The 11704-nt window shown below is 75.6% G+C and carries 10 protein-coding genes; 6 read left to right on the forward strand and 4 right to left on the reverse strand.

The window, feature by feature from the left end; genetic code table 11:
* The first annotated feature begins 5 nt into the window (after positions 1-5).
* The 5 genes from MWU57_RS07645 to MWU57_RS07665 are packed head-to-tail and all read left to right on the forward strand — an operon-like array spanning position 6 to position 5064.
* On the forward strand, positions 6-1100 hold the full coding sequence (locus MWU57_RS07645; RefSeq protein WP_106266754.1) for an adenosine deaminase: 1095 nt from the start codon (positions 6-8) through the stop codon (positions 1098-1100).
* A complete protein-coding gene (gene deoC, locus MWU57_RS07650) occupies positions 1097-1816 on the forward strand; it encodes a deoxyribose-phosphate aldolase (RefSeq protein WP_246908500.1) in 720 nt (239 codons plus the stop codon). Before MWU57_RS07645 ends, deoC begins: the two co-directional genes overlap by 4 nt.
* A 59-nt stretch (positions 1817-1875) precedes the next feature.
* The gene (locus MWU57_RS07655; RefSeq protein WP_246908502.1) at positions 1876-2538 is read left to right on the forward strand and encodes an ATP-binding cassette domain-containing protein; all 663 of its coding nucleotides are present in this window, start codon (positions 1876-1878) and stop codon (positions 2536-2538) included.
* Entirely contained in the window at positions 2535-4256 is a 1722-nt protein-coding gene (locus MWU57_RS07660) for a hypothetical protein (protein WP_246908506.1), read from the forward strand. The genes MWU57_RS07655 and MWU57_RS07660 overlap by 4 nt, the downstream gene beginning before the upstream one ends.
* Before the next feature lie 25 nt (positions 4257-4281).
* A complete protein-coding gene (locus MWU57_RS07665) occupies positions 4282-5064 on the forward strand; it encodes a siderophore-interacting protein (RefSeq protein WP_246908508.1) in 783 nt (260 codons plus the stop codon).
* Positions 5065-5116: 52 nt separating this feature from the next.
* Here the strand turns inward: MWU57_RS07665 and MWU57_RS07670 are convergent, their stop codons facing one another.
* Positions 5117-6883, reverse strand: a complete 1767-nt coding sequence (locus MWU57_RS07670) for a phospho-sugar mutase (RefSeq protein ID WP_246908510.1) — start codon at positions 6881-6883, stop codon at positions 5117-5119.
* 13 nt (positions 6884-6896) lie between these two features.
* Positions 6897-7748: a purine-nucleoside phosphorylase gene (locus MWU57_RS07675; RefSeq protein ID WP_106266743.1), complete on the reverse strand. Its 852-nt coding sequence runs from the start codon at positions 7746-7748 to the stop codon at positions 6897-6899.
* Between MWU57_RS07675 and MWU57_RS07680 the strand changes: the two genes are divergently transcribed.
* A complete protein-coding gene (locus MWU57_RS07680) occupies positions 7747-9255 on the forward strand; it encodes an NAD(P)H-quinone dehydrogenase (protein ID WP_106266741.1) in 1509 nt (502 codons plus the stop codon). The genes MWU57_RS07675 and MWU57_RS07680 overlap by 2 nt on opposite strands.
* Before the next feature lie 46 nt (positions 9256-9301).
* Here MWU57_RS07680 and MWU57_RS07685 read toward each other — a convergent pair whose 3' ends face one another.
* Together MWU57_RS07685 and MWU57_RS07690 are read right to left on the reverse strand one after the other, a co-directional pair.
* Entirely contained in the window at positions 9302-9814 is a 513-nt protein-coding gene (locus tag MWU57_RS07685; RefSeq protein WP_246908511.1) for an NUDIX domain-containing protein, read from the reverse strand.
* Positions 9815-9819: 5 nt separating this feature from the next.
* Positions 9820-11610, reverse strand: coding sequence for a biotin carboxylase N-terminal domain-containing protein (locus tag MWU57_RS07690; RefSeq protein ID WP_246908513.1), 1791 nt, complete (start codon positions 11608-11610; stop codon positions 9820-9822).
* Positions 11611-11704 lie beyond the last annotated feature (94 nt).

An 11704-nucleotide genomic window follows, 5' to 3' on the forward strand; every position in this document is an offset into this window, starting at 1 on the left:
GGGCCATGACGCAAGCGCTCCTCGACGCGATCCCCGACCTGCCGAAGGTCCTCCTCCACGACCACCTCGACGGTGGTGTGCGCCCGCAGACGGTGCTCGAGCTGGCCGCCGAGGTGGGCCACGAGCTCCCGGCGGGCGACGCGGCGTCGCTCGGCACCTGGTTCCGGGACGCGGCCGACTCGGGCTCGCTGCCCCGCTACCTCGAGACGTTCGACCACACCATCGCGGTCATGCAGACGCCCGAGGCGCTCGCCCGCGTGGCACGCGAGGCGGTGCTGGACCTGGCCGCCGACGGCGTCGTCTACGCCGAGCAGCGGTGGGCACCGGAGCAGCACCTGCAGCGGGGGATGACCCTGCCCGAGACGGTCGAGGCCGTGCAGGCGGGGATCGACGAGGGCGTGCGCGAAGCGGCGGCCGCGGGCCGGACGATCCGCGTGGGCCAGCTCGTCACCGCGATGCGCCACACCGACCGGTGGCTCGAGATCGCCGAGCTGGCGGTGGCCTACCGCGGCGCCGGCTCCGTCGGGTTCGACATCGCCGGACCGGAGGACGGGTTCCCGCCGGACCGCCACGCCGAGGTGTGGCGCTTCCTGGCCGAGCACAACTTCCCGACGACGATCCACGCCGGCGAGGCCGCCGGGCTGGACTCCATCGGTCAGGCCGTGCACCTGGGCCAGGCCGACCGGCTCGGGCACGGCGTGCGCATCGCGGACGACATCACGTTCGACCACGACGCGGGGACCGCGGAGCTCGGCGAGCTCGCGCACTGGGTCCGTGACCACCAGATCGCCCTGGAGGTCTGCCCGGTGTCCAACCTGCAGACCGGCGCGGCGACCTCGATCGCCGACCACCCGATCACGCGGCTCAAGGAGCTCGACTTCGCGGTCACGCTCAACACGGACAACCGCCTGATGTCCCGGACGTCGATGTCGCACGAGATGCGCCGGCTCGTCGAGGACGCGGGCTGGACCATCGACGACCTGGCCGACGTGACCCTCACCGCGGCGTGGAGCGCGTTCATGCACCACGACGAGCGCCGCGAGCTCGTCGACGAGCTCATCCTGCCCGGCTACCAGAAGATCGAGGGGGCCGTCCGATGAGCGCCGCGAACCCGACGCCGACGACGCCGTCCGAGCTGGCCCGGTACGTCGACCACACGCTGCTCAAGCCGGAGGCGACCTCCGCCGACGTCACGGCGCTCGTGGAGGAGGGGGCCGAGCTCGGGGTCTTCTCCGTGTGCGTGTCGCCCACGTTCGTGCCGCACGCCGTCGAGGTCGCGGCGGGGCGGCTGGCGGTGGCGACGGTCTGCGGCTTCCCGTCCGGGAAGCACGCGAGCGACATCAAGGCCGCCGAGGCCGCGCGGTCGGTGCTCGACGGCGCGGACGAGGTGGACATGGTCATCGACGTCGGCGTCGCGAAGGCCGGCGGGTTCGACCTGGTCCAGGCGGACGTCGCCGCCGTGCGCGCCGCCGTGCCCGCCGACAAGGTGCTCAAGGTCATCATCGAGTCCGCCGCGCTGAGCGACGACGAGATCGTCGCGGTGTGCCGGGCCGCGGAGGCCGCGGGCGCCGACTTCGTGAAGACCTCCACCGGGTTCCACCCCACGGGCGGCGCCTCGGTGCACGCCGTGGAGCTGATGGCACGGACGGTGGGCGGGCGGCTCGGGATCAAGGCCTCCGGCGGCGTGCGCACGCTCGCCGACGCCCAGGCGATGATCGCCGCGGGCGCCACCCGGCTGGGCCTGTCCGGCACGGCGGCGGTCCTCGCGGGCTTCGACGACGGTGCGGCCGGCACGGCGGCCGACGGCGGGTACTGACCTGCCCGCTGCCGCGCGCCTCCCGGACGATCTCCGCGAAACGACCTAGCGTCGGCGCCATGACCAGCACGGATGCGGGCGAAGCGGTCGTCGAGCTGCGCGCCGCGACGCGCACGCACGGCAGCGTGCAGGTGCTCGCGCCGACCTCCCTGACCCTCCACGCCGGTCAGGCCGCCGCGGTGGTGGGCCCGAACGGCAGCGGCAAGTCCACGTTGCTGCGCCTCGTGGCAGGTGCGGACGAGCCGACGTCGGGCAGCGTGCGCACGCTCGGCCTGCCCGCAGCGCGTGCCCGGCTGCGCCGGCGCGAGGACGTCACGCTCCTGCTGGACGGCCTGCCGACGTACCGTGACCTGACGGTCGCGGAGCACCTGCGGCTCGTCAGCTCCGCCTGGGCGGGGCGCCACGACCTGGCCGGTGTGGCCGAGACTCTGGCCGCGGCCGAGCTGGACCGCGTGCGCGACCAGTTCCCCGCCGAGCTCTCCTCGGGGGAGCGGCAGCTGTTCGCGCTGGCGACCACGCTGTACCGGCCCGCGCGGCTGGTGCTCCTCGACGAGCCGGAGCAACGCCTGGACTCCCGGTGGCGAACTGTCGCGCGCCGGCTCGTGGGCCGCGCCCTCGACGCAGGACGCACGGTCCTGGTCGCCACCCATGACAGCGGCCTGCGCGACGACGTCGCGGCCCGTGGCCAGGTGGTCGAGCTGGCCGAGCCGGGGCGGCGATGAGCGCCCCTCCGGGCACCGGGAGCGACGACCCCGACCGTCCTGACGCCGGCCCGCTGCGAGTGCCGTACACGCCGTGGCGGCGGTGGCTGCGACGGCTCCGGCGCCGGTCGGCGCTGGCCCGCGCGGCCGCCGCCGGGGCCGACCCGGGCGACCGGGTGTACCTCACGTACGGCGTCGTCCTCCTCGTGCTGGTCTACGGACCGATGCTGTGGGTGGCGCTGGCCCAGACGGGGCTCCCGCTGGGCAGGCCCGGCGAGGACGCCGTCCTGGCCGGCCGGTGGAGCTCGAGCGCGTTCGACGGCCTGGTCGTGGTCGGCCTCTGCGTGGGAGGGCTGCTCAGCCTCCTGGCCGTCAGCGTCGCCCGCGCCGGGGGGCCGCTGTGGACCAGCCCGCCGGAGGTCACGTTCGCGCTGTCCGGTCAGTTCGCGCCGGTCACGGTGCTCTGGCGGCGGCTGGTGCTGCTCGCCGCCGGCACCGGCGTCGTCGCCGCGTTCGGTGCGTCCGCCCTCGCGGCCGGCGCGCTGGGCCTCGTCGGGGGCGCGGACGCGGTGCCCGCGGACGGCGCCGGCCCCGCGGACGTCGTCGGGTGGGCGCTGGCGGCGGCGTGCGCCGTCCAGGTGCCGTTGACGCTGGGGGTGGCGGCCCAGGGTCCGCGCCGGCGCACAGCAGCGCGGCAGGCAGCGGGCGTGCTGCTCGGCCTCGGTGTGCTCGCACCCGCGCTGGAGATCCTCGCCCCACAGGTCCGTGCCGCCGTCGTGCCGGCCTGCCTGGACACTGCCGGCAGCGCGGTCGCGTGCCCGCTGGCGACGGGGCCCGGGGTGGGGGTGCTGACCGTCGCCGGCACGGCGGCGCTCGTCAGCGTATGGCTGGCGGTGCGCGTGCTGCCTGCCGAGATCGACCTCGACGCGACGGCGGCGGCCCAGCGCACCACGGTGGCCACCTCCCAGGCGCTGGTCGCCGGGGAGGCCGGCGGGCTGGCGGACCTGCTGGGCCCCCGTCGGCTCGGGGGCCGCGGCCGGACGCTCTGGCCCCCGTTGCTGCGCCGGGCACCGGTCGTGGCGCGGGACCTGCTGGGGGTGCGGCGGCGGGTGTGGACGGTCCTCGGCGCGGTGGTGGCGGGCGCCGGTGGCACGTTCCTCGTCCTGGTGGCCACCCCGTCGCCGGGCGTCCGCGGGTCCGCGTTCGGCGTCGTGCTGGGCGCCGCGATCCTGTACGCGGCGTCGGCGTCCTGGGCCGCCGGTCTGCGCGACATGGCTTCCCAGCCGAGACCCGGCGGGCTGCTGCCCGGCGGCGTCGGCCGCGTGGTGGCGGCGCACCTCGTGGTCCCCGCGGCGCTCGCCGCCCTGGCGGTGGGGGTGGGCCTCGCGCTCGCGGCCCTGGCCCACCAGGCCGGTCTGCCGGACGGCGGTACCGCGGCCGCGCTCGTCGCGGTGTGCACGGGCGTGGTCGTGCTGGCCGTGCGGTGCTGGGTCTGCGGGGCGACGACGGTCCCGGCCGAGCTTTTCACGCCGGTGAGCGTGCCCGGTGGCGGCGACGCCTCGACGCTGATCGTCCTGGCGTGGTTCGTGCGTGGCTGGTTGATGGTCGTCGGTCTGGCGTGGACGCTGCACCGCACGGCCGAGGCCGGCTCGGGCGTGCTGGGAGGTGTCGCGGTGGTGGTCCTCCTGACCGCCGCCTGGTTCGTCCGGTCCGCGGTGCGGCGCCTCGCCCGGACCTGATCGAGGCAGGTTAGGCTTGCCTACGATGACACGACGTACCCCGCACCACGCGACCGTCTCCGCCGTGCGGTGGCTCACGCCGCACATGGTCCGCCTCACGCTCGCCGGCGACGCCCTGGACGCGATCGACCGGCCCGCCGCGACGGACCTCTACATCAAGCTCGTGGTGGGGGAGCCGCCGACGCCGGAGTCCCGACCCGTGGTGCGCAGCTACACGGTCCGTTCCGTCCGCGACGGCGAGTGGGACGTGGACTTCGTGGTGCACGGCGACGACGGGCTCGCCGGTCCCTGGGCCGCCCGGGTCCGGCCGGGCGAGCAGGTGGCGTTCCTCGGCCCCGGCGGCACCTACGCCCCGGACCTCGAGGCGCCGTGGCACCTCCTCGTCGGGGACGACGCCGCGCTGCCCGCGATCGCCGCGGCCGTCGAGTCCCTGCCGGCGGGAACGGTCGCGCACGCCGTCGTTGAGGTTCCCGGCCCCGCGGACGAGCAGGAGATCGTCACGGACGCCGACCTGCACCTCACCTGGGTCCACCGCGGGACCGCCGGGCTGGCCGACACCGTGCGCTCGGCGCACGCGGCGGGGCAGCTCCCCGCGGGCGCGCCGCACGCGTTCCTGCACGGCGAGGCCTCCTGCGTCCGAGAGCTGCGACGCTGGGTCCGCGCCGAGCTCGGCGTCGGCACGGAGCGCCTCTCCGCCTCCGGGTACTGGCGCCGCGGTGACGACGACGAGGCGTGGCGCGCCGCGAAGCCGCGGTGGAAGGCCCAGGTCGAGCAGGACGACGCCGAGCTCGCGGCGCCCCGCGGGTGAAGCCTCGCTCGCGGCGCCCCGCGGGTGAAGCCTCGCGGGGCGCCGTCCGGCGTCAGAGCCCCAGGGCGCTCGCCATCTCGCGCTTGAGGGCGTCGAGCCGCTCGTGCGCCGCGACACGCGCCTTGCCGACGTCCAGCGCGGACGCGTCGGGCGCGACGTCGGAGACCACCTCGAGGTAGCACTTGACCTTCGGCTCGGTGCCCGAGGGCCTGACGATCACCCGCGTCCCGTCCTCGGCCAGCAGCAGGATGCCGTCCGTGGGGGGCAGGCCCTCGTACCCGTCGGACAGGTCCGCGACCGTGCGCACCGGCGACCCGCCGAGCGTCGACGGCGGTGCCGAGCGCAGGCGGGCCATCGTCCCGGGGATCTGCTCCAGGTCCTCGAACCGTGCGGAGAGCTGGTCGGTCACGTAGAGGCCGTGCGCGCGGGCGATGTCGTCGAGCGCGTCGACCAGCGTGCCCCCCGACGCCTTGAGCCGGGCCGCGAGCGTGGCGACGACGACGGCGGCGCTGATGCCGTCCTTGTCCCGCACGTGCGCAGGGTCCACGCAGTAGCCGAGCGCCTCCTCGTAGCCGAACACCAGCCCGGGCGTGCGGGAGATCCACTTGAACCCGGTCAGGGTGGTCGCGTGCGCCACGCCCGCGTCCTCGGCGAGCCGGCCCAGCAGCCGGGAGGAGACGACGGAGCACGCCACCGTGGCGTCGGTCCGGCCGGAGGCGCGCCGGACGGCCTCCGCGCCGAGCAGCGCGCCCACCTCGTCGCCGTGCAGCATGCGCCAGCCGCTCGAGCGGGCCGTCTCCACCCCGAGGTGGGTGCCCTGGGTGACGTCGAGCACGGCGACGGCGCAGCGGTCGGCGTCGGGGTCGTTGGCGATCACCAGGTCGGCACCGGTGTCGACGGCCAGGCCGAGCGCCATGTCCATGGCCCCGGCCTCCTCCGGGTTGGGGAAGGACACCGAGGGGAAGTCCGGGTCCGGGAAGGACTGCTCCTCGACGGGCACCACCTGGCTGAACCCCGCGTCGGCGAGCGCCCGGGCCAGGGTGCGGCCGCCCACGCCGTGCAGCGACGTCGTGACGATCCGCAGCCGGTCGGCCGCCTCGGGGTCGCTCGTCGTGACGCCGCGCACCGAGGCGAGGTAGGCGTCGACGACGTCGCGGCCGAGCACGGTCCAGCCGTCCTCGGCCCGGGGGACGGCGTCCGGGTGCCCGACGGCGGCGATCCGCTCGGCGATCGACGCGTCGTGGGGCGGCACGATCTGCGCACCCTGACCCGCGTCGGTCACGACCCGGCCGCCGAGGTAGACCTTGTAGCCGTTGTCCGCGGCCGGGTTGTGGCTCGCGGTGACCATCACGCCGGCGTCGGCGTCAAGGTGCCGCACGGCGAAGGCCAGCACCGGGGTGGGCAGCGGCTTCGGCAGGAGGAGCACCTCGGCGCCGGCCGCGGACAGCACGGCGGCGGTGTCGTGGGCGAAGTCCTGCGAGCGGTGCCGCGCGTCGTGGCCCACGACGACGCGGGGCCCGGAACCCGGACCCAGCACGTCGGTGAGGTAGGCGCCCAGCCCGGCCGCCGCCGCGATCACGACCGACCGGTTCATCCGGTTGGGGCCTGCCGCCATCGCGCCGCGCAGCCCGGCGGTCCCGAACTGCAGCGTCCCGGCGAAGCGGTCGCGCAGCTCCGCGAGCGCCGTCGGGTGCCGCCGGCCGTCGTCGGCCGTGGCGTACCCGACCAGCCGCGTGAGCTCGTCGACGTCGGTGTCGTCGACGTCGTGACGCATCCACTCCTCGACGCGGTCCAGCAGCATGTCCGTCGACTCGGTCATCACGCCTCCCCCCTCAGAGAGCCTTGACGATGTTCGCGAGGAGCTCGCTGATCCGCGGGCCCGCCGCCTGCCCTGCCTCGAGGACCTCCTCGTGGGAGAGCGGCTGCGGCGAGATGCCGGCGGCGAGGTTCGTCACGAGCGAGATGCCGAGGACGTCCATGCCCGCGTGCCGTGCCGCGATGGCCTCGAGGGTGGTCGACATGCCGACCAGGTCGGCGCCCAGGACGCCGGCCATCCGCACCTCGGCGGGCGTCTCGTAGTGGGGTCCGGGGAACTGGGCGTACACGCCCTCCGGCAGCTCCGGGTCGACGGACCGGGCCAGCTCGCGCAGCCGGGGGGAGTACAGGTCGGTCAGGTCGACGAACGTCGCGCCCTCGAGCGGGGAGGTCGCGGTGAGGTTGAGGTGGTCACGGAGCAGCACCGGCTGCCCCGGCCGCCACGCCATGTGCAGGCCGCCGCAGCCGTTCGTCAGCACCACCGACTCGCAGCCGGTCGCCGCGGCCGTCCGCACGCCGTGCACCACCCTCCGCACGCCCCGGCCCTCGTACAGGTGGGTGCGGCCGCCGATGACGAGCGCGTGCCGGGTGGAGCCGTCCGGCCGTTCGACGCGGATCGACCGCGTCGTCGAGGCGTGGCCCACCACCGCGGCGCGGGCGAAGCCCGGGATCTCGTGCGTGGGCAGCTCGGCGACCACGTCGCCGACCAGCTCCGCCGCGCCGCCCCACCCGGAGCCGAGGACGAGGGCGACGTCGTGCCCGGGGACCCCGGTCGCCTCGGCGATGTGGTCCGCGGCAGCTCGCGCGACGTCGAACGGGTCGGTCCTCGGGTCGTCGAGGTCCGGCATCGTGGCAGGTGTGGTGCTCATGGACCAGAGACTATCTCTGCCCGCGAGGACCTGCCGGTGCTGCCACAATGGCACCGTGCCTGCCGAGAACAGCATCCTTGCCGGACCCAACCGCTCCGTCGTCGTCATCGGCGGCGGGCCCGGCGGCTACGAGGCCGCCCTGGTCGCCCGCCGCACCGGTGCCGACGTGACCGTCGTCGAACGCTCGGGCCTGGGCGGCGCGACGGTCCTGACCGACGTCGTCCCCTCCAAGACGCTCATCGCCACGGCCGAGTGGCTGACCATCGCCGAGTCCGCGCCCGAGCTGGGCATCCGGACGGGCGGCACCGTGACGCCGGGCGACGACCCCGACGCGCGCCGTTCCCTGGTGGACCTCCAGGCCGTCAACAAGCGTGTGCTGGCGCTCGCCGCGGCGCAGTCGGCCGACATCCGCTCCCGCATGGACCGCGAGGGCGTCACCATCGTGGACGGCACCGGCCGCCTCGACGGACCCAGCCGCGTCCTCGTCACGCCGTCCGACGGCGGTGACGAGATCACGCTCGACGCGGACATCGTGCTGCTCGCCACCGGTGCGACACCCCGCACGCTGCCGACGGCCGAGCCGGACGGCGAGCGCATCCTGACCTGGACCCAGCTGTACAACCTCGCGGAGCTGCCCGAGAAGCTCGTCGTCGTCGGCTCCGGCGTCACCGGCGCGGAGTTCGCCGGCGCCTACCTCGCCCTCGGCGCCGAGGTCGTCCTCGTCTCCTCGCGCGACCGCGTGCTCCCCGGGGAGGACGAGGACGCCGCCGAGCTCATCGAGGGCGTGTTCCGCAGCCGCGGGATGACGGTCATGTCGCGCTCGCGGGCCGCTGCGGCCGAGCGCACCGAGGACGGCGTCGCCGTCACGCTCGCCGACGGCCGGGTGGTCGAGGGCTCCCACGTGCTCATCGCCGTCGGCGGGGTGCCGAACACCGCCGGGCTGGGCCTGGAGGAGGCCGGGGTCCAGCTCAAGGAGTCCGGGCACATCGAGGTCGACCGCGTCTCGCGGACGTCCGTGCGGGGCGTGTACGCCGCCGGAGACTGCACGGGCGTGCTGCCGCTCGCCTCGGTCGCCGCCATGCAGGGACGCGTCGCGATGGCGCACGCGCTGGGCGACGCCGTCGCCCCGCTGCACCTGGGCAACGTCGCCGCGAACATCTTCACCGCACCCGAGATCGCGACGGTCGGGTACTCGGAGGAGGCGCTGCGCTCGCAAGGGTCGCGGTACGTGACCACGACGCTGCCGCTCGCCCGGAACCCGCGCGCGAAGATGCACGGCGTGCACGACGGCTTCGTCAAGCTGTTCGCGCACCCCGAGGCGGGGATCGTCCTGGGCGGCGTCGTCGTCGGGCCGCGCGCCAGCGAGCTCATCTTCCCCGTGACGCTCGCCGTCACGCACCGGCTCACGGTGGACGACGTCGCGGAGAGCTTCACGATCTACCCGTCGTTGTCCGGGACGATCAGCGAGGCGGCGCGCGTGCTGCACGGCCAGCTCACCCCGCGCTGAGACCCGCCGGCGGGGCCTACCCGGCCCCGCCGTCAGGCGGCGGTGCTCACCCGCCGGCCTCCAGCAGGCGCTCGAGGTGGGGCAAGGCGTCGGCGAACGCGGGGTGCAGGGACAGGCCGGCGACGTCGTCGATCGGCACCCAACGCACCTCGATGCTCTCCGGGTCCGTGGCCGCCACCGGGTCGCGTCGCCCGGAGACCGTCTCGGCCAGCACCGTGGTGTAGGTCCACACGCCGTGGTCCAGGACGTGCCGGCCGGTCACGCGGACGGCGGCGGGGTCGATGCCCGCCTCCTCGGCAGCCTCGCGCAGCGCCCCCTGGGTGGGCGTCTCGTCGGGCGCGACGGCCCCGCCCGGGATGCCCCAGGTGCCGCCGTGGTGGGACCACGCCGCGCGGTGCTGCAGGACGACGTCGGTCACCGGCCCGGGCGTGCCGCCCCGCGGCCCCGGAGCCCGCCGCACGAGGAACAGCCCGGCCGCGCCGTGCAGCCCCCAGTGGCGGTGGTCGCCGCACTCCACCCAGCCGTCACCGGGGTGCCGGTGGTGCGGGCCGCCGGACACGTCGATCAGGCGATCTCGCAGATCGCGGTGCCGGCGGTGACGCCGGCGCCCGCCGCGAGGGTCAGGCTCTTGATCGTCCCGGCACGGTGCGCCGTGATCGGCTGCTCCATCTTCATGGCCTCCAGCACGACGACGAGATCGCCCTCGGCCACCTCGTCGCCCTCGGCCACGGCGACCTTGACGATGGTGCCCTGCATGGGCGACGCCAGCGTGGTGCCGCCCGCCGCCGGGCCGCCGCCGCCGCGGGCGGCGCGGCGTGCGGGGCGGCGGGCCGTCTTGCCGGCACCACCGGCGCGTCCCATGCCGAGACCGGCCGGGAGGACCACCTCGAGCCGGCGTCCGCCGACCTCGACGACCACCCGCTCCGGGGGCTCCTCGGGTCCCTCGGCGGCGGCCTCGGCCATCGGCGGGTCGGCCGGCCCGAGCGCGGCGACGGCGTCGGCGAAGTCGGTCTCGATCCACCGGGTGTGCACCCGGAACGGGGCGTCGGCGCTGCGCGGCACGAAGTCCTCGGACTCCAGCACGGCGCGGTGGAACGGCACCACGGTGGGGATGCCGGCGACCTCGAGCTCGCGCAACGCGCGGCGGGCGCGCTCCACGGCCTGGGTGCGGGTGGCGCCGGTGACGATCAGCTTGGCGATCATCGAGTCGAACAGGCCGGAGACGGTGTCGCCCTCGACCACGCCCGTGTCGACGCGCACGCCCGGGCCGGACGGCCACCGCAGCGTGGACACGGTGCCCGGCGCGGGCAGGAACCCGGCGGCGGGGTCCTCGCCGTTGATGCGGAACTCGAGCGAGTGCCCCCGCACGGTCGTGGTGTCGTACCCGAGCGGCTCGCCCGCGGCGATGCGCAGCTGCTCGCGCACGAGGTCGATCCCGGTGACCTCCTCGGTCACGGGGTGCTCGACCTGCAGCCGGGTGTTGACCTCGAGGAAGGACAGGGTGCCGTCGGTGCCGACCAGGAACTCGCACGTCCCGGCGCCGACGTACCCGGCCTCGGTGAGGATGGCCCGTGAGGCGCGGTCCAGCTCGGCCTCCTGCTCGGGGCTGAGGAACGGCGCGGGCGCCTCCTCCACGAGCTTCTGGTGCCGGCGCTGCAGCGAGCAGTCGCGGGTGGACACCACCACGACGTTGCCGTGGGAGTCCGCCAGACACTGGGTCTCCACGTGCCGCGGCTTGTCGAGGTAGCGCTCCACGAAGCACTCGCCCCGACCGAACGCCGCGACGGCCTCGCGCACCGCGGAGTCGTACAGCTCGTCGATCTCGTCGTGCGAACGCGCCACCTTCAGGCCGCGCCCACCGCCGCCGTAGGCCGCCTTGATCGCGATCGGCAGACCGTGCTCGGCGGCGAACGCGCGCACCTCGGAGGAGTCCGCGACCGGGTCCTTGGTGCCGGGCACCAGGGGCGCCCCGGCGCGCTGCGCGATGTGCCGCGCGCTCACCTTGTCGCCGAGGGACTCGATCGCCGCCGGCGGCGGGCCGATCCACACCAGCCCGGCGTCGATCACCGCCTGGGCGAACCCGGCGTTCTCCGACAGGAACCCGTAGCCCGGGTGCACCGCGTCCGCGCCGGACCGGCGGGCGACGTCGAGCAGCTTGTCGACGTCCAGGTACGTGTCCGCGGCACGGGCGCCGTCGAGCGCGAACGCCTCGTCCGCGAGCTGGACGTGCAGCGCCTGGCGGTCGGTGTCGGCGTAGACGGCGACGGAGGTGATGCCTGCGTCGGCGCAGGCGCGGGCGATGCGGACGGCGATCTCACCGCGGTTGGCGACGAGGACCTTCGTGATGGTGGGCACGGCTCACGGTAACGTGCCGCGTACCCCGCTCCGCCACTCCGCGCGGCCCGGCCCGGCAAGTCTGTGCCGGGTGCCAACGCGGATCGAGGGCGTT

The organism is Isoptericola sp. S6320L (assembly GCF_023015685.1).
Taxonomy (GTDB): domain Bacteria; phylum Actinomycetota; class Actinomycetes; order Actinomycetales; family Cellulomonadaceae; genus Isoptericola; species Isoptericola halotolerans_A.

Coding starts and splice junctions, on each gene's coding strand:
- MWU57_RS07645 (WP_106266754.1), top strand. CDS start 6: ATGACGCAAGCGCTCCTCGACGCGATCCCCGACCTGCCGAAGGTCCTC.
- deoC (WP_246908500.1), top strand. CDS start 1,097: ATGAGCGCCGCGAACCCGACGCCGACGACGCCGTCCGAGCTGGCCCGG.
- MWU57_RS07655 (WP_246908502.1), top strand. CDS start 1,876: ATGACCAGCACGGATGCGGGCGAAGCGGTCGTCGAGCTGCGCGCCGCG.
- MWU57_RS07660 (WP_246908506.1), top strand. CDS start 2,535: ATGAGCGCCCCTCCGGGCACCGGGAGCGACGACCCCGACCGTCCTGAC.
- MWU57_RS07665 (WP_246908508.1), top strand. CDS start 4,282: ATGACACGACGTACCCCGCACCACGCGACCGTCTCCGCCGTGCGGTGG.
- MWU57_RS07670 (WP_246908510.1), bottom strand. CDS start 6,883: ATGACCGAGTCGACGGACATGCTGCTGGACCGCGTCGAGGAGTGGATG.
- MWU57_RS07680 (WP_106266741.1), top strand. CDS start 7,747: ATGGACCAGAGACTATCTCTGCCCGCGAGGACCTGCCGGTGCTGCCAC.
- MWU57_RS07675 (WP_106266743.1), bottom strand. CDS start 7,748: ATGAGCACCACACCTGCCACGATGCCGGACCTCGACGACCCGAGGACC.